Here is a 17528-nt window from a genome sequence, read left to right as displayed (position 1 = left end):
TTTCCGGGAATGGAACTAGACGAGCCGCGCCTGTGTGCGCCTGAGCCGCGCCACCAGCGTTGCGGCGAGCAACGCCGTTGTGAGTTCCAAGGCGATCACCAACAGCAGTTGCCCGGCGGCGGAGGTATCAATAGCGTTCGACGCCGGCCTGCCGCCGTGGGCGTGCCCGGCACCGCCGGCTCCGAGCAGCAGGACCGTGTGCAGGGCCACCATGGCAAGGGCTGAGATGGTCACTTGGTGGAGGGCGCCTACGCGGCTGTGGCGCCAGATGTGGACTGTGCACGGTACGCAGACTGCTGCCAGGGCGATCATGAGGATGCCAATCCAGGGGTCATGGTGCCCTGAGGCCGCGAACCAGAGATGCACCATGCAGGAGACAGCCGTAAGGGCAGCGCAGATCCGGGGATGGAGGACGGGTCCACTGGTGCGGACCCGTCCTGCAGCAAGTGCCATGGCTAGTGGCAGTGCCCGGAGGCTTCGTCGTGCCCGGTTTCAGCGTCCGCGCTGTGGCAGCTCGAGCCCGAGGCATTGGCCGGCACATCAAGGACTGGGCTGCGGTCGAAGAAGCCCTCGGGGCGGAGCTTGAAGCCAACGGTGTCCACGGGCATGATGGGCCAGTCCTCCACACGCGGGAAGTGAGTCAGCCCGAAGGTGTGCCAGAGGACGATGTCCTGCCCGTCGATGTCACGGTCCTGGGCAACGTAGGCGGGAAGGCCTGCGCCGCCGGAGTGCTGGTTGACGAAGTCGCCGGTCGGGTAACGTTCCTCGTCGGCGTAGCGCGTGACCCACAGATCCTTGGTGGCGAAGGCTGCGCGGCGGGCGATGGACGAGCCCGGATCGGCAAGCAGGGTGGGCTGGTTCTCGGCGTGGAGCTTGTACCCGACGGGCTCGCCCAGGCGGTTCTTCGACTCCGGGTTGGAGATGATCCAGGTCCTTCCGGCGCGGGCATCGGCTTCACGGACTGCCTCGGATTCGCGGGCCAGGACCGTGCGCTTGCGGGAGAAAGCGTTGCCGCGTTCGTTGCCCGGGCCCATGGCCTGGCGGACTACGTCTTCTTCTTCCACGCGGTTGGTGAAGCCATCAACTGCCATATCCAGGCGGGCACTGAACAGGTGCTGGTGGAACGGGGCGCCGAGGCCCGGCGCCAGCTGGGAGATGTTGTCCGAGCCGCCTTCCGGGAACGCGGATGTGAAGACGACGCCCGTGGCCTTGGCCTCGAACTCGATGGTGCCATCCAGGTAGAGGTACCAGTAGAAGCCGTAGTCGTAGTTGCCGATGGTGGTGAAGAAGGAGATCACCAGGCGCCGGTTGCGGCGGGTGTAGTTGATGCCGGTCCAGAGGTCTGAGTGTTTGGAGAGGATGCCCCAGTCTTCCTCGTGCATGCAGATCCCGTTGCGGATTTCGCGGGGGTTGCCGAACGCGTCGCTGATCACCGGGCTGAGGTAGGTGATGTCACCGAGGCAATCGCAGCCCAGTTCCAGCGAGTTGGCGTACTGGCCCACCAGGTATTCGCCGGTGTCAAAGTAGTTCTGCCAGGACCGGATCGGCGAGGGATCACCGTAGGGAACCACCATCTCGGCAATCGAGGCACGGTTGATGATCGGCCGCCTGCGGTCCCCGTCCTGGAAGGCCAAGTTGTGGAGGACTACTCCTTCGCGGACATCGAAGCCGACATCAACGCCCCACTTTTCCCACTCCACATGGTTCCCACCGGTGACCGTGAAGCTGGGGCCCTCGGGTTGGGTGATGCTGATGGGCTTCTGGGTTCCCCGGAGCGGCCCGGTCAGCTCGGGATCGGTGTAGTTTCCGTGCTCGGCGGGGATGGGCATCACGCCAAGATCAATGACCTGAGTGACTTCCTTGTTCACCACGTCCACATAGGCCACCAGGCCATCCACGGGGTGGGCCCAGGCACTGTCCTCCGGGAAATCCTGAACAAAGGCCAAGCCACGGAGAATGCGGCGGCCACGCTCTTCCTCGTACTCAAAGACGCCGGCCGACAACGGAGCGACCCGGACTTTTTCCAGGTCCAGCCCACGGGCGGCGAGCGCGGTGAGCCAACGCTCGTCCGTTGCGAGCAGCGTTTCCACCACTTCGAATTCTTCTTCCAGCACGGGGAGTTCGCCGGAGATCTTGGTATCGAGTTCAATCGCCGACAAGACCTCGCCGCGGGTCACCGAGATCAGGACGTCTGTGGGAGCGCCTCCGGAAATGTCATGGAGAAAGACGCGGAACCGGCGGTCTTCCTCCGACTGGGCGCGGGCAGGATCCACCAACCCCAAGTACGCGATCCGCTTCTCCGGCCCCAAGTGGCCTGCAGCTTGCAGGATTCCCTGGACCGCGGAGATCTCTTCACCCGTTGCCAGGCGGTACTGGGTTGTTGTTGTGGTTGCTGTGGGAGTCATGGCTGCCTCTTATCCAGGACTCTTGGAGAGTCAGGTGTTTATTTTCTATAGTTGTAGAGAATAAGCAAAAGTAAGATGGATCACAAGACCTGTCCAGCGATTTATTTCCCGGGAGCCAACCAAGTGCCAAAGATTGTGGACCACGATCAACGACGCCTCGAACTCGTGGACGCAACGTGGCGCATCATCGCCAGGCTCGGGATGGAAGGCGCCACCATGCGCGAGATAGCTGAGGAGGCAGGCTTTGCCAACGGGGCATTGAAGCCCTACTTCCCCACCAAGGACCTGCTGCTGACCTCGGCATTCGGTCACGTCTTCAACCGAACAAACCAGCGCATCGCCGCCATGACCTCGGGTTTGGCCGGCATAGCCGCCCTCCGCGCCTTCTGCGCCGAGGTTCTGCCTCTGGATGAGGACCGCGTCAACGAAGCCCGCATCGTGATCCCTTTCTGGCAGAAAGCACTCAACGACCCCGACATGGCCGCCCTGCACAGCGAGTCGATGAACCAGTGGCACACCACCATCACGGCACATGCCGGAGCAGCCCGGGCGGCCGGCGAGATCAGCACCCCCATCCCGGACGCCGCCGTCGCCGATCACCTGCTGAACATGATGCTTGGCGCGCAGATCGTCGCAGCTTTATCCCCGGATGAGCACTTTTCGCAGGACCTTTCGGGGCAACTGGAAAACTATCTGGCACTGCTGGCTGCGTAGGCATGTGCCCTGCGTGACTCGATTACATATTGGTAGCGACATCGCTAGGAATATGTAATCAGAACGCTGAACCAGCGACTTAGCTCGTCGCTCCCGACGCCACCACGCCGGCGCCCAGCCCCGCGATAATTCCGCTGGAAGTACGCTCGACGACGGTGCTCACCTTCGGCCGTTTCAGCCACCGCATCGCTTTGAAAGCAATGACGGCAATCATCGAGAGATACGCGAAGGCGATCACCGCAACCACCACGCCCAGAATGAGCGAGGTGCCCATGGTGTCGCCGCCGTGCGGGATGAACTGCGGGACCACGGCCAGATAGAACAGGCCGACCTTGGGGTTGAGCAACGTGGACAGCGCCCCCGCGCCCAGGGCGGAGAGCCTGCTGTACGGGAGGGGTTCGTTGGAGCCTCCTCCTTGGGCGCCCGCTTTTGCCGCCTTGCGTGACTTGATGAACGACGAAACGCCGAGGTACAGCAAGTACAGTCCGCCGGCGATCTTGACCCAGCGGAACAGCTCCGCGGACTGTTCAAGGATGGCGGCCAATCCGACGCCCACCAAGGCAGCCCATGCGATCGCCCCGAGTGCTGAGCCGGCAGCTGCGGCAATTCCCGCGCTCGGCCTGTTCAACGCGATGCGAAGGACCAGGAACGTGTCCGGACCGGGGGTCACGGACAGGACAAGGCAAAGGCCGGCGAACGCCGCGAGGGAAGCAAGAGTCACAAGGTCGATTATCAAGCACCAGGTATCAGGCGCAAAGCGTTCGCTTCCCGTCAATGCCTGTTCGTGCATAGACAAGGCCCTTTGGGGTGATGCCGACCACACTGGAAACATCGCCGCGCGCCTCACTGGCCGCCAAGACTTTACTACCCGAGCGGAGTACCAATGGAGACTTACGACGCCCTGCTGGCCTCGATTACCCCGGCCCCCGGCCAGAACAGCCGCACCATCCATGACCCGGCAACGGGCGAGGCTGTCGGCGAAGCGCCCGTGCACACGGTGGAGGATCTCCAGCGCGCGGTCGACGCGGCTGCCGCCGCCCAACCCGCATGGGCTGCCTTGGGCCACGACGCCAGGTCAGCTGCGCTCATGAAAGCAGCCGACGCCGTCGAACGTTCCGCTGAGGAACTCGCCCAACTGCTCTCCCGCGAGCAGGGCAAGCCGCTGAACGGCCCGAACGCCCGCTTCGAAGTCGGCGCCTGCGCCGCTTGGCTCCGCGCCACCGCGGCCACCCCGCTGGACCCTGAAACCGTGGTGGACGACGGCGAAACCCGCGCCGAGCTGCACTACCGGCCCATCGGCGTCGTAGGTGCCATTGGGCCCTGGAACTGGCCCATGATGATCACCGTCTGGCAGATCGCACCGGCACTGCGGATGGGCAACGCGGTGGTGGTCAAGCCTTCCGAATACACACCCCTGTCCGTGCTCGCACTGGCCGCGATCATCAACCAGGAACTGCCCGAAGGCCTGCTGTCCGTGGTTTCCGGCGGCCGGGATGTGGGTGAGGCCCTGGCCGCGCACGACGCGATCGGCAAGGTCATGTTCACCGGCTCCACAGCCACAGGCAAGGCGATCATTCGGTCCTCGGCCGATACCGTCAAGCGCCTCACGCTTGAACTCGGTGGCAACGACGCCGGCATTGTCCTGCCCGATTCCGATCCCAAAGCCATCGCCGAGGGCTTGTTCTGGGGCGCGTTCATCAACACCGGCCAGACCTGCGCCGCGCTGAAACGCCTGTATGTGCACGAGTCCCAGTACGAGGCCGTGTGCACTGAGCTCGCTGCTGTTGCCGCCGCGATGCCCATGGGTATCGGGCTGGATGAGAACAATGTCCTGGGTCCGCTGCAGAACCGTCAGCAATACGAAATCGTGGCCCGGCTGGTGGAAGCCGCCCGCGATTCCGGTGCACGCATCCTGCTCGGCGGCAACCCCGACGCGGACCAGCCCGGCAACTTCTACCCCACCACCCTGGTAGCCGATATCGACAACGACAACCCGCTGGTTGCCGAGGAACAGTTCGGCCCCGCCCTGCCCATCATCAAATACAGCACCGTTGATGAGGCCATCGCCAAGGCGAACGCGCTCGACGTCGGATTGGGCGCCTCGGTCTGGTCATCGGACCTGGGTGCCGCGCGCGAGGTCGCGTCCCGTATCCAGGCCGGAACGGTGTGGATCAACAAACACGGCGCCGTGGACCCGCGTGTCCCGTTCGGTGGAGCCAAGCAGTCCGGCTACGGCCTTGAGTTCGGCATCGAGGGCCTCAAGGCACTCGGCGTTCCCCAGGTCATCAACGGCTAGCCAGGGTGGCGGGGAAGCCAAGGTCCCTGATGGTTCGGGCTGTACCGAACCATCAGGGACCGATAGCGGTCCGCTAACGATCCACCCGTCCGGAGGTGCCCGGCTTCGGCGACCCCCGAAGCTTACGGAGCCGCATCGCCCGGAATTCCCGGCGGGCCAGTGTTAATGCATAGACGGCGAAGCCTCCACTACCGGCCATCAGAAACAGCGCACCCCACATCGGACCCTGCCCTTGACCGATAGGTGCCAGGAAAAGCACCATCGAAAAGACAGTGAGCAGCGCGGCAACCACTGCAAGGATTCCCATGCCCCACCAGGAGCTCACCTGGGCTTGCCCACGGCCTGGCGTGAAGCCGATTTCGTCCCCCGGATAGCTATGCAGATCGCCGGTACTGGTGGTGCGGAGCACGCGCTTTTCTCCGGCGGCGACTGCCGCCTTGTGCTCGGCGTACACGGCGTCATTCTGTTGCTCGCGGTCGGAAACCATCGCTCATTCTTCCTTCGTTGTGGTCCTACAACCGTTTCACATTAATGTCGATGAATAACATGAGTCCGGCCGTACTCGTCCAGTCACAGGGTGGACGCGGTTGGGCTGCCGGGCGCACACCATGTAAACATGAGCAGCATGGCCCAGAAGATTGCGTACCAAGGTGAGCCCGGAGCCAATTCGGATCTCGCGTGCAAGGAAATGTTTCCGGAACTCGAAAGCGTGCCTTGTGCCAGCTTTGAGGACGCTTTTGAACTGGTCTCCAGCGGCGACGTAGATCTTGCCATGATCCCCATCGAGAACTCAATCGCCGGGCGGGTGGCCGACATCCATGTCCTGCTCCCCCAGTCCAAGCTGCAGATCGTCGGCGAGTACTTCTTGCCGATCCACTTTGACCTCCTGGGAATTCCCGGCAGCACCATTGAGGATGCCACGGAAGTGCACAGCCACATCCACGCCCTGGGTCAGTGCCGCCGCGTCATCCGCGAAGCCGGCCTGAAACCTGTCATCGCCGGTGATACGGCTGGTTCAGCACGGGAGGTGCGGGACTGGAACGATCCCCGCAAGCTTTCGCTCGCTCCGCCGCTCGCCGCCCAGTTGTATGGACTCGACGTCCTTGCCTCCGGCGTCGAGGACGATCCCACGAACACCACCCGCTTTGTTGTTCTGGCTCGTGAGCGTGAACTCCCCACCAAGGAAGAACTGCCCGGTCCTGCGATCACCAGTTTCGTGTTCCGGGTCCGAAACGTCCCTTCGGCCTTGTACAAGGCACTTGGTGGCTTCGCCACCAACGGATTGAACATGACCCGGCTTGAGAGCTACATGGTGGGCGACGAGTTCGCAGCCACCATGTTCCTGTCCGACGTCGAAGGTCACCCTGAGGATGCGCGCCTGCGCCGCGCGCTGGAGGAACTGGAGTTCTTCACCACCGAAGTGCGCGTCCTTGGCGTCTACGCAGCGGACGCGTACAGGGAACGGAACACCGTCAGCGTCTGACCTAAAAGTGCGTCGGCTCCTCCACCAAAGCCGTCGCTATGCTGTCTGCGTCTTCCAAAGCGGCCAGGTACCGCTCGGCGTCGAGAGCAGCGGAACACCCCGTGCCGGCAGCGGTGATGGCTTGACGATAACGGTGATCCACAGCATCACCGCAGGCAAACACACCGGACAAGTTGGTGCACGTCGTCGGGGAGTCCACCTTAATGTAGCCCTCAGCGTCGAGGTCAACCTGTCCGCCAACGAGTTCAGTGCGTGGAAGGTGGCCGATCGCCACGAATATGCCGGTAGCTCCCTGCTCCCGCGTTTCACCGGTCCGGGTGTCCGTGAGGGTCACGCCGGTCACCTTGGTATCTCCATGGATCTTGGTAATGGCGGAGTTCCATGCAAACGTGATTTTGGGATTGTCCTTGGCGCGCTGGGCCATGATGCGGGATGCCCGGAGTTCACCCTTGCGGACCACCACAGTTACGGACTTTCCGAAGCGCGTCAGGAACGTAGCCTCCTCCATGGCTGAGTCTCCACCGCCAACCACAATGATGTCCTGCTCGCGGAAGAAGAAGCCGTCACAGGTGGCACACCAGGACACACCGTGTCCGCTGAGCTTCTTCTCTTCCGGGAGGCCAAGCTCTTTATAGGCAGAGCCGGTGGCGAGGATGACCGCCAGCGCCTCGTGAGTCTCGCCTGCCCCGGTGACTACCCGCTTTAGGTGACCTTTCAGATCAACCTCAGTGACGTCGTCGAACACTATGCGGGCGCCGAACTTTTCGGCCTGTTGCTGGAGACCGTCCATGAGCTCAGGACCCTGGATGCCGGCCGGGAAACCGGGGAAATTCTCTACTTCAGTGGTGTTCATGAGGGCTCCGCCGGCTGTGACGGAACCGGCCAGGACCAGGGGATTCAGGCCTGCCCGGGCGGCGTAGATTGCCGCCGTGTAGCCCGCCGGGCCAGACCCAATGATGATCAATTGTTCGTTGCTCACGGGAGTCACTCCTGTTTGGGCGTCTACGGATTCTCCTGCACCTGCTGATCGGAATTCTAGCGCGGTCGACGCAAGCACAGGCCGTTTCGACGACTGCCTACGCAGTAGACGGTAGGAGTCGTCTACTGCGCAGGAAGCCGTCTAATCGGATTCCGTCAGTCACGAATTACCGCCCCACGGACGCCCCCTCTTCCTCGAGCTCTCCCCGCGGACGGGCTAGAGGCGCCGAGGACTCGCGTCCGAGCTTGCCCGGCCACCAGATCTTGCTGCCGATGTCGTAGGCCAACGCGGGGACCAGCAATGACCGGACCAGCACCGTGTCCAGGAGGACACCGAACGCCACGATGAACGCCAGCTGCACCAGGAACATGATGGGGATGACGCCGAGCGCTGCGAACGTTGCGGCCAGCACCACGCCGGCGGAAGTGATAACCCCGCCGGTGACGGAGAGTCCACGCAGGATTCCGGGCCGGGTTCCATGCTTCAGCGATTCTTCACGGACACGGCTCATGAGGAAGATGTTGTAGTCCACACCCAGGGCAACAAGGAACACGAAACCGAACAGCGGCACTGTCGCGTCGGCACCCGAGAAGCCAAAGACCCCATTGAACACCCAGGCCGAAACCCCCATCGCGGCACCGTAAGACAGAACCACAGAGAGCACCAGCAGCACCGGGGCAACCACCGAACGCAGCAGGAGCATGAGGATGAAGAGGATAACCACCAGCACGATCGGGATGATGACCACCAGGTCACGTTGCGCAGTGGTGTTGGTGTCCAAGGCTGTGGCCGTCACCCCTCCCACCAGCGCTTGCGCATCAACTTCCCGCACGGATGCACGCAGCGATTTCACGGCATTTTCAGCCTCGATCGAGTCCGCGGCAGAGTTCAGCGTGGCATTGATCAGGACCCGGCCGTCGCGGACGGCAGGCTGCGAAGGAGCTCCTGGGGCTCCGGTGATGGGCACGCTACCGTCGGCCAGCAGGTAAGCGTCGCCAACGCCGTCGGCTGCTTTGACCTTGTCCAGGACCTGCTGCGCGGAACCTTCGGAAGCGACCACGACGGCGGGGCTGCCACTGCCGGCGTCGAAATGGCGCGCCAGCGCGTCCTGGCCGTCCACGGCGTCGGACTTGGAGAGGATAACGTCCGTCTGCGGGACACCGTTGGCCTTCAACTGCAGGACACCTGTTGCAGCCACCAGGAGAAGCAGCACCGAGGCGACCCAGACTACGCGCGGACGGCGCGAGACCAAGCGGCCGGTGGCGCGCCACAGACCTTTTTGCCCCTCGAGCCCGGTGACAATCTCGGGTTCGCGTTCGTCATCGGGCAGCAGCTTGGGCCGGAACGGCCAGAACGCGGCGCGACCCAGCAAAGCCATCAGCGCGGGCAGGAGCGTGAGCGCGGCGAACAGTGAACACAGGATCCCCGCGGCGGCCACAGGGCCCAGGGCCTTGTTGGAATTCAGGTCCGAGAAGAGGAGGCAGAGCAGGGCGATGATGACCGTAGCGCCGGAGGCAAGAATCGGCTCGAAGGACGCCTTCCATGCAGTCAGAACAGCCTGCGTGCGGTTGCGGGTGTGGGTCAGCGCCTCACGGAAACGGGCCACGAACAGCAGCGCGTAGTCCGTGGCTGCGCCGATCACCAGGATGGACAGGATGCCTTGGCTTTGGCCATTGAGCTGGATCCAACCGATCTTGGCCATGCCGAAGACCAAGAGGATTGCAGCGCACAGGGCGAACACCGAGGTGAACAGCACCGCCAGCGGAAGCACCACCGAGCGGTACACCAAAAGCAGGATCACGAACACCGCGCCCAGGGCCACCAGCAGCAGAATTCCATCAATGCCGCCGAATGCGTTGACCAAGTCAGCGGTTAGCCCGGCTGGGCCTGTGACGAACGCCTTCATCCCGTCCGGGGCGCCCGGCTGCACAACCTCACGCAACTCCTTCACCACGTCACGGATTTCATTCGTGGACGCGATCGGCACGATGAACTGCACCGCCTTGCCGTCCTGCGAAGGAATAGGACCGACGACGGCGCTCCCCAGCTTGAGTGCCTCGATGTCGCCTTTCAGCTTGGCTGCTTCGCCCAGTTGGGCCGGGGTGAACGCAGCATCGTTCTCGAGGATGACAACTGCAGGGATTTCCTCGGAGTCGCGGAACTTGGCCTGCCAATCGCCGGCTTCGGTGGCTTCGGCCCCAGCCGGGAGGAAGGAGGCCTGGTCATTGGAGGAGACTTCGTCCAGGCGCCCGAACGTGGGGCCGCCGATCCCGGCAATGCCCAGCCAGGTAACAACCAACACCACGGGCACCAGCCAGCGCAGCCAGAAGGGTACTTTCTGCGGTTTCATGAGTCCTTCTTCTTGGTGAAGCTTCTGAGGGAGGTGATTGAGGGCTTTATTCCATCATAGATTATCTCTATCATGGAACTAATCCAATACTCTTTCCATCCTGATGCGCTGAAGGGACGGCCCTGGGAGTAATATCCGGAGGGCAGCAAAGACCTAAGGAGGGCAGATGTCGGATAAGTGGGGCGAACAACCCGGCAACCCCGCCGCGAACCTCGGCGTCGCTCCCGAAGGTGCCATACCGCCGTCGGGCGCCACCCAGGACCTGGTCCGGCTTCTCCAGGACTTCACACTGGAAGCCAACCATTACGTGGACGCCGCTGGCGGGCAGAACGATATGCACCGCACCGACCTCAATGCGCTGGCGGTGATCATGCGCCATTCGGCAGCCGGCCGAGTGGTGACACCAGGCGTGCTGCGCAGCGAACTGCGCCTCAGCTCCCCCGCAACAACCGCCCTGGTCGACCGCTTGCATGCCTCCGGACACGTCGTCCGCGAACGATTGGGAACTGACCGCCGCCAGGTCCAGCTCCAGATGACCCCCAAGGCCTACCGCGATGGAAGTGCCATGTTCATGCCGCTAGCCATGCGCATGGGCAAAGCGATGGCCGCTTACAGCACGGAGGAACTGGAGCTCGTTCGACGCTTCATGGCCGACATGGTGGAGGCAACCATCCAAGCCCGCCAGTCCACGGGCACCGAACCCAAGTAAGTCGCAGCCAAGCGCGTTTTGAGCGCTCAAAACGCGCACAATTGCCACTGAGTTGGGCGGGGTGGCTGTAGCGTTTCCCTATGAACGCGCAGCAGCCTGAAGATGTCTATACCCACGGGCACCACGAGTCGGTTGTCCGGGCCCACGCCTCGCGGACGGTCGAAAATTCGGCCGCGTTTGTCATTCCGCATCTCACCGCCGGGATTTCAGTGCTCGACGTCGGTTGCGGACCAGGGAGCATAACTTGCGATTTCGCGGGGCTGGTTACGCCCGGGCAAGTGATCGGTTTGGATCGCTCCGCGGACATCGTGGCACAGGCGACGGAACTGGCCAGGGAGCGCGGAGTGGACAACGTGACCTTCCAGGCCGGCAACATCTACGATCTCGACTTCGAGGACGAAACGTTCGACCTCGTTCACGCCCACCAAGTTCTCCAACACCTCACGGACCCGGTCGCAGCGCTGCGCGAGATGCGTCGGGTAGCCAAGCCCGGGGCCATAGTCGCCGTGCGCGACGCCGATTTCCACGGCATGAGCTGGTACCCGGAAGTGCCCGAGCTCGATGACTGGATGGAGCTGTACCAGAAGATCGCACGACGCAACGGTGCAGAACCCGACGCCGGGCGGCGCCTGGTTTCGTGGGCGCAGCAGGCAGGTTTCACACAAGTGGCACCAACCAGCAGCAACTGGCTCTACGCCACGGCACAGCAGCGCGCCTGGCAGTCCCGGGTCTGGAGCGAACGGGTGCTCCATTCCGCGTTCGCCGAGCAGGCGCTGGAGTACGGCCTCGCCAACGAGGCCGATCTGGCCCGGATCGCCGCCGGCTGGCACCGCTGGGGCGCCACCGAGGACGGCTACTTCCTCATTCCGAACGGCGAAGTAATAGCCCGGGCGTAAAAAGTTTTGCGAACCATGTAGAAAAGCCCGCCGCAGTTCCGACCCATGAGTGAAGCACCCAAAAAGGGCGCCACGTCACAAGGAGTTTGAGATGAAATACATGATCATGATGTTCGGGTCGGCCGAGGGAATGATGGAGACCGCCGATCCGGCCTGGATCAAGGAAATGATTGATTTCATGATCCAGATCGACAAGGACCTCACCGAGTCCGGCGAACTCGTCTTCAACGCCGGCTTGGCCGACGGCAGCACCGCGAAACTGGTCAAGCAGACCCCCGATGGCGTCATCACCACCGACGGACCGTACGCCGAGTCCAAGGAGTCACTGGTTGGCTACTGGGTGGTTGACGTCGCCAGCGAAGAACGTGCTGTGGAGATCTGTTCCAGCATCGTGAAGTACTCCCAGGTGGTGGAGCTTCGGGCTATCCCGGACGGGCCTCCGGAGGTCTAGCTGGACTCCCCCGGGGAACTGCACATCGAGGACCTGCTGCGCACGCTTGCGCCGCAGGTCCTCGCCGTGCTGGCACGCAAGCATGGCCAGTTCGATGCCTGCGAGGACGCCGTCCAGGAAGCCCTTCTTGAGGCCGCGCTTCGCTGGCCAACGGAGCCGCCGCGGGACCCGAAAGCGTGGCTGATGGCGGTTGCCTCGAGGCGGTTGGTGGATTTCTACCGGAGCGAAAACGCCCGTCGCGCCCGCGAAGAGCGGGTAATGGCGATGGATGCCGACTTCTACTACAGCTCCGCCCCGGAGGCAGACGACACCCTCACCCTGATGTTCCTCTGCTGCCACCCCGCTTTGTCGGCCCCATCGCAGCTCGCCCTCACGCTACGGGCAGTTGGAGGACTCACGACGGCGGAAATCGCCTCAGCTTTCCTGGTCCCCGAAGCGACCATGGGACAACGAATCAGCCGCGCGAAACAGGGTATCCAGAAGGCGGGTGCCACGTTCAGCATGCCGCCGGCTTCCGAGCGCAAGGCGAGGCTCGGCGTCGTGCTTCACGTCCTGTACTTGATCTTCAACGAAGGTTACGCGGCGAGCTCCGGGGCGTCGCTGCAGCGCGAAGAGCTCACCACCGAAGCCATTCGGCTGGCGCGGTTGCTGGTGGCCGCCGCGCCGTCGGAGCTGGAGGCGACAGGTTTGCTGGCACTGATGCTCCTGACCGATTCGCGGCGCGCGGCACGCACCATGGCCGACGGGACGCCGGTGCCCCTGGCTGAGCAGGACCGGACTTTGTGGAACAGGGCGCAGATTGAGGAGGGCATTGCACTGTTGTCCTCGGTGCTCGGACGCGGCGCCGCCGGACCGTACCAACTGCAGGCCGCGATTGCTGCTGTGCATGCCGAGGCACAATCTGACGCCGGGACGGATTGGCCGCAGATCCTTGCCCTCTACACGGTCCTGGAGGCGGTCGCTCCCAGTCCCGTGGTGACGTTGAACCGTGCCGTGGCGGTGGCCATGGTGAAAGGGCCGGCCGCAGGACTTGAGCTGCTCGCTGGCCTGGATGCCGCGCTTGGGCGATCCCACCGGCTGGATGCAGTCAGGGGGCACCTGTACGAAATGGCCGGCTCATTGCCGGAAGCCCGCGCGGCCTTTCTGGCCGCGGCCAAGAAAACCAACAGCCTGCAGGAGCGGCGGTACCTGATGGGCAAAGTCGCAAAGCTGGACTCCACCGGGTCCTGACCCCATATAGTCGGAACCATGGAACAGCGCATACTTGGCAGGACCGGCCGATCCGTTTCAACCGTGGGGCTGGGAACGTGGCAACTCGGAGCCGACTGGGGTTCCGTCACTGAAGGGGATGCCTTTGCCGTCCTGGAAGCCTCGGTAGAGCACGGAGTCACGTTCTTCGACACCGCCGATGTTTACGGCGACGGGCGCAGCGAGCAGTTCATTGGGCAATTCCTCAGCGCCAACCCGGACCTGAACGTCACGGTGGCCACCAAGATGGGACGCCGCGTGGACCAGGTCCCCGAAAACTACACCCTCAAGAACTTCCGCGAGTGGACCGACCGGTCCAGGCGCAACCTCCAACAGGACACCCTGGACCTCGTCCAGTTGCACTGCCCGCCCACCTCCGTTTACAGCAACGCCGAAGTGTACGACGCCCTGGATACGTTGGTCAGCGAGGGCGCCATCCGCAACTACGGCGTCAGCGTGGAACGCACGGACGAGGCCCTGGAAGCGATCAAGCGCGGGAACACGGCCTCCGTGCAGATCATCCTGAATGCCTTCCGGTTGAAGCCCCTCGACGAAGTCCTCCCCACAGCGAAGGAAGCCGGTGTGGGCATCATCGCCCGTGTGCCTCTGGCGTCGGGGCTGCTCTCGGGAAAGTACACGCAGGAAACCCAGTTCCCGGCCGACGACCACCGTAACTACAACCGTTCCGGGGCGGCCTTCGACGTTGGCGAGACCTTCTCCGGCGTGGACTTCGCCACAGGCGTCAAGGCAGCGCAGGAGTTCAGCTCGTTGGTTCCCGACGGCGTCACCACCCCGCAAGCGGCCCTCGCCTGGATCGTCGCCCAGGACGGTGTCACTTCGGTGATCCCCGGAGCGCGCTCGGCCCAGCAAGCTGCAGCCAATGCGGAGGCTGGGGACATGAAGGTTGTTGGGGCGGGTCTGTCTGACGGAGTACGCGAGATCTACGACCGGTACTTCCGCGAAGCGATCCACCCGCGCTGGTAGGCGGCAGACTGGCGTCGGTCGGCGGCAGACCGGCGTCGCTACGCGGCGGGCCGGCGTCGGGCGTTCCTACCAACCGCTCCGCGTTGGTGTGTGGCCCTTGCGGGCTTCCTCCGGCATCGACATTTCTGCCCTCAGTCCCAGGAGGCGGATGGGACGGTCGGGCTCGATCTTGGCCGTGAGGTCCAGCGCCTGAGCCAGGACTTCGTCGCGGTCATAGGTCTCTGGAATTTTCCTGGCGTAAGTCTTGGTGAAGAAGGGTTTGTAACGGACCTTGAGGGTCAGCCCGACCACGGGCCGGCCCTCCGCCGCGACGTCCTCAAGAACGCGGGCAGTCAACTCCTTGAGGGCTTCGCTGATCTGGTCCGGTTCCGTAAGGTCCTGCTGAAACGTCGTCTCGCGGCCATGTGCCCGGGCAACCCAAGGGGTGTCGTCCACTTCCGTGGCCCCCTCGCCACGGCCCAGTTGCGCGTACCACGGGCCCATTTTCGGCCCGAACTCCGGCACCAGGCTTGCCGGGTCCGCGGCGGCGAGTTCGTTCACCGTGGTGATGCCGTGGGTGGCCAGGCGCTTGGAGATCTTGGGGCCGATCCCCCACAACCCGATGGTGGGCTTGTCCCCCATGACGTCCAGCCAGTTGTCCTTCGTCAGGCGGAAGATGCCGGCGGGTTTGCCAAAATCCGTGGCGTTCTTGGCCCGGACCAGGGTGTCCCCGATGCCTACGCTGCAATGGAGTTGGGTGTTCTCGAGGACGGCCGCCTGAATGCGCCGGGCGTAGCCTTCGGGGTCCTCGGTTTGGATGCCGACGAAGGCTTCATCCCAACCGAGCACTTGCACCGTGGCTCCCGGCTGCTCGCGGAGGGTGTCCATCACGGTCTCCGAAGCAGCCAGATACGCCTCCTGGTCGACGGGCAGGATGATGGCGTCCGGGACTTTCCGGGCTGCGATGCGGAGCGGCATTCCGGACCCGACGCCAAACGCCCTGGCTTCGTAGGACGCTGTGGAAACGACGGCCCGCTCGGTGGGGTCACCGCGGCCGCCCACGATGATCGGCTTGCCGGCCAGCTCAGGCCGCCTGAGTACCTCGACCGCCGCAATGAACTGGTCGAGATCGACGTGCAGCACCCATGGAGTTCCGCTCACGGGATCAGTCTGCCTCATTGTGTTGGAGCTTGGCTGTACCTTCACGACCCTCTTTCAGCTCCATCGACCCTGAAATCAACCGATTCCGGGTGCCTTAGCCGCTCAGCGAGGGCAAAGTGGGTCGTGGCGGCACAGGGCCGCGTCCCAGCTTTGTCCACATAGGCCTACTGCCGCCGCCACTCGATGCCGATACGGCTGTAGCTTCAAGGCATGATCATTCAAAGCGGCTTTGACTTCCAGGTGCTGGCCCGGCCATACATACTTCCCAATGGCGTTCTGCTCCCCCGGCTCGTGGTGGTCGGCCTCGACTCTGACATGTGTTTCAGAAGCGCCGGCATTGCGAGTTTTCAATTTGACGGGTGGCAGGAACCACTCATTGACGACATACTCGAGGTGCTTCCGGCCGATGGAACCAGATACTTTGCCATCGCGTACCCCGGTTTCTGGCGAACACATAACTTTGAGAGTGCGCAGCCCTCTGCCGCTGACGTGGAGAGCCTCCGGGAACGGGCCGGCGAGCGAGGCTTGTACCTGCTTGGGCATTTCGGCATCGGCGAAGAGCATGAAATGCAGGTCAATCTGGAGTCGTACTTTGACCAGAGCGAGATGGTGGTGCCTCGGACCATGCTCCACTGGCGCCATTCGGTCTTGCCCAATTGTCCTTAGCCCGGATGCCCTCCGTGGGCACTTCACGTCAGCGGCCGGCGTCGTACATAGGGTCGACAACACCTCCGCGACCCACTTTCAACCCGAAGCCGACGGGAATCAACCTGTTCCTGTCGCCCACGGCCGCTCAGCGCGGGCAAAGTGGGTCGTGGCGGCACGCGTCCTGACCACCCGCCACCCCCGCATAAGCTGACATGGTGCAGTTTTCACTTTGGCTGGCCCTGGTAGGCGCCGGCACCCTCATCAGTTTCACTCCCGGCGCCGGCGCGATCTTCACCATGAGCAACTCGCTCAACTCGGGGTTCCGTCGTTCCATCTGGGGCATCATGGGCCAACAGGTGGCCCTCGTCATCCACATCCTGATCGTCGCCCTGGGTGTTGGCGTCCTGGTGTCCAACTCGCCGGTCATCTTCAACGTCATCCGCTACGCCGGCGCCGCCTACCTGGTGTATCTCGGAATCCGACAATTCCTGCACAAACCCGATCTGGACAAAGAACGGGTCGATGACAAGAAGAACGAGCCCGCACTTTCCATGTTCCAGCGGGGTGTTTGGGTGAACCTGCTGAACCCCAAAGCGATCGTTTTCTTCCTGGCCTTCATGCCCCAGTTCATCCGCCCGGACCAGCCCCTGGTGCAGCAATACGTGGTGCTGACCGCCACCGTCCTGGCGATCGACATCATGGTCATGTGGTTCTTCTTCGCCTTGGCAGCCCATTCATTCCAGCGGTTCACCCACGACCAACGCGGCCAGATGATCCTCAACCGCATTTTCGGTTGCTTGTTCGTGTTGGTGGGCATCCTGCTGGCGGTCATCCACTAGCCACTTCCAAGCCGATGCTACGGTCGGTCTCATGGAATCGGACTGGATCGAGCACCGGCGCGCGGACGACGGCGAGCATGTTGGTTGGATGAAGCCCGTCGACGACGGGTTCGTCGCCATCGACCTCTTGGGCCGTCCGCGGACCGAAGTTGTGGACTGGTTGAGTGCGGAGGAGGTCCTTGATGACCTCGGCTTGCGCTACCTTGCCGAGCCACACGAATTACGGCTCGACGACGGCGGTTGGCTGCGCGTGCGGATCGCGGAGGTAACGCCCTCGGCGGTTCGGGTAAAGAAAGACGATTGGGGCGACATGACCGCTCCCCAGATCTATTTCACCGTCTCGCTGCCCGTCACGGATGAGCAACTCCGCCCGTTAATCCGCTAGG

General features: G+C 63.4%; 18 protein-coding genes. 11 read left to right on the top strand and 7 right to left on the bottom strand.

From position 1 onward, the window contains the following. Window positions 1-15: 15 nt before the first annotated feature. Both PJL15_RS03155 and PJL15_RS03150 read right to left on the bottom strand, forming a co-directional pair. Entirely contained in the window at window positions 16-453 is a 438-nt protein-coding gene (locus PJL15_RS03155; protein ID WP_281449754.1) for a hypothetical protein, read from the bottom strand. 2 nt (window positions 454-455) lie between these two features. After that, entirely contained in the window at window positions 456-2405 is a 1950-nt protein-coding gene (locus tag PJL15_RS03150) for a primary-amine oxidase (protein ID WP_281449753.1), read from the bottom strand. Between the two features lie 123 nt (window positions 2406-2528). Between PJL15_RS03150 and PJL15_RS03145 the strand changes: the two genes are divergently transcribed. Then, on the top strand, window positions 2529-3119 hold the full coding sequence (locus tag PJL15_RS03145; protein WP_281449752.1) for a TetR/AcrR family transcriptional regulator: 591 nt from the start codon (window positions 2529-2531) through the stop codon (window positions 3117-3119). 79 nt (window positions 3120-3198) lie between these two features. Here the strand turns inward: PJL15_RS03145 and PJL15_RS03140 are convergent, their stop codons facing one another. After that, a complete protein-coding gene (locus PJL15_RS03140; protein ID WP_281449751.1) occupies window positions 3199-3840 on the bottom strand; it encodes a LysE family translocator in 642 nt (213 codons plus the stop codon). A gap of 162 nt (window positions 3841-4002) precedes the next feature. Here PJL15_RS03140 and PJL15_RS03135 point away from each other — a divergent pair, with 162 nt between their 5' ends. Then, entirely contained in the window at window positions 4003-5415 is a 1413-nt protein-coding gene (locus PJL15_RS03135) for an aldehyde dehydrogenase family protein (RefSeq protein WP_281449750.1), read from the top strand. A gap of 73 nt (window positions 5416-5488) precedes the next feature. Here the strand turns inward: PJL15_RS03135 and PJL15_RS03130 are convergent, their stop codons facing one another. Further along, window positions 5489-5902: a hypothetical protein gene (locus PJL15_RS03130; protein WP_281449749.1), complete on the bottom strand. Its 414-nt coding sequence runs from the start codon at window positions 5900-5902 to the stop codon at window positions 5489-5491. 138 nt (window positions 5903-6040) lie between these two features. On the opposite strand from PJL15_RS03130, the gene PJL15_RS03125 reads away from it, so the two are divergent. Then, window positions 6041-6898 (top strand): prephenate dehydratase, encoded by an 858-nt coding sequence (locus tag PJL15_RS03125; RefSeq protein ID WP_281449846.1) that lies wholly within the window; start codon window positions 6041-6043, stop codon window positions 6896-6898. A 1-nt stretch (window position 6899) separates the two neighbouring features. Here the strand turns inward: PJL15_RS03125 and trxB are convergent, their stop codons facing one another. Together trxB and PJL15_RS03115 are read right to left on the bottom strand one after the other, a co-directional pair. Then, window positions 6900-7877 (bottom strand): thioredoxin-disulfide reductase, encoded by a 978-nt coding sequence (gene trxB, locus PJL15_RS03120; protein ID WP_281449748.1) that lies wholly within the window; start codon window positions 7875-7877, stop codon window positions 6900-6902. Window positions 7878-8043: 166 nt separating this feature from the next. Next, a complete protein-coding gene (locus PJL15_RS03115; RefSeq protein WP_281449747.1) occupies window positions 8044-10227 on the bottom strand; it encodes an MMPL family transporter in 2184 nt (727 codons plus the stop codon). 166 nt (window positions 10228-10393) lie between these two features. Here PJL15_RS03115 and PJL15_RS03110 point away from each other — a divergent pair, with 166 nt between their 5' ends. The 5 genes from PJL15_RS03110 to PJL15_RS03090 all read left to right on the top strand — a co-directional run bounded on the left by PJL15_RS03110 (window position 10394) and on the right by PJL15_RS03090 (window position 14515). Continuing rightward, entirely contained in the window at window positions 10394-10936 is a 543-nt protein-coding gene (locus PJL15_RS03110; protein WP_281449746.1) for a MarR family winged helix-turn-helix transcriptional regulator, read from the top strand. Between the two features lie 80 nt (window positions 10937-11016). Beyond that, complete coding sequence (locus tag PJL15_RS03105; RefSeq protein WP_281449745.1) at window positions 11017-11832, top strand: class I SAM-dependent methyltransferase; 816 nt, start codon at window positions 11017-11019, stop codon at window positions 11830-11832. Window positions 11833-11923: 91 nt separating this feature from the next. Further along, window positions 11924-12283 (top strand): YciI family protein, encoded by a 360-nt coding sequence (locus tag PJL15_RS03100; RefSeq protein ID WP_281449744.1) that lies wholly within the window; start codon window positions 11924-11926, stop codon window positions 12281-12283. A gap of 66 nt (window positions 12284-12349) precedes the next feature. Beyond that, complete coding sequence (locus tag PJL15_RS03095; RefSeq protein WP_281449743.1) at window positions 12350-13513, top strand: RNA polymerase sigma factor; 1164 nt, start codon at window positions 12350-12352, stop codon at window positions 13511-13513. Window positions 13514-13531: 18 nt separating this feature from the next. Next, window positions 13532-14515, top strand: a complete 984-nt coding sequence (locus PJL15_RS03090) for an aldo/keto reductase (protein ID WP_281449742.1) — start codon at window positions 13532-13534, stop codon at window positions 14513-14515. 66 nt (window positions 14516-14581) lie between these two features. Here PJL15_RS03090 and PJL15_RS03085 read toward each other — a convergent pair whose 3' ends face one another. Next, window positions 14582-15673, bottom strand: a complete 1092-nt coding sequence (locus tag PJL15_RS03085) for a DNA polymerase IV (RefSeq protein ID WP_281449741.1) — start codon at window positions 15671-15673, stop codon at window positions 14582-14584. Window positions 15674-15865: 192 nt separating this feature from the next. Here PJL15_RS03085 and PJL15_RS03080 point away from each other — a divergent pair, with 192 nt between their 5' ends. The 3 genes from PJL15_RS03080 to PJL15_RS03070 all read left to right on the top strand — a co-directional run bounded on the left by PJL15_RS03080 (window position 15866) and on the right by PJL15_RS03070 (window position 17527). After that, window positions 15866-16321, top strand: a complete 456-nt coding sequence (locus PJL15_RS03080) for a hypothetical protein (RefSeq protein ID WP_281449740.1) — start codon at window positions 15866-15868, stop codon at window positions 16319-16321. Between the two features lie 194 nt (window positions 16322-16515). After that, the gene (locus tag PJL15_RS03075) at window positions 16516-17142 is read left to right on the top strand and encodes a LysE family transporter (protein WP_281449739.1); all 627 of its coding nucleotides are present in this window, start codon (window positions 16516-16518) and stop codon (window positions 17140-17142) included. 31 nt (window positions 17143-17173) lie between these two features. Beyond that, the gene (locus PJL15_RS03070) at window positions 17174-17527 is read left to right on the top strand and encodes a hypothetical protein (protein ID WP_281449738.1); all 354 of its coding nucleotides are present in this window, start codon (window positions 17174-17176) and stop codon (window positions 17525-17527) included. The last annotated feature ends 1 nt before the right edge of the window (window position 17528 follow it).

The sequence above is a fragment of the Paenarthrobacter nitroguajacolicus genome (assembly GCF_029952445.1).
GTDB classification, from domain to species: domain Bacteria; phylum Actinomycetota; class Actinomycetes; order Actinomycetales; family Micrococcaceae; genus Arthrobacter; species Arthrobacter nitroguajacolicus_B.
Note: the sequence above shows the minus strand (reverse complement) of the source record. Positions and strands in the feature narration are given on the sequence as shown.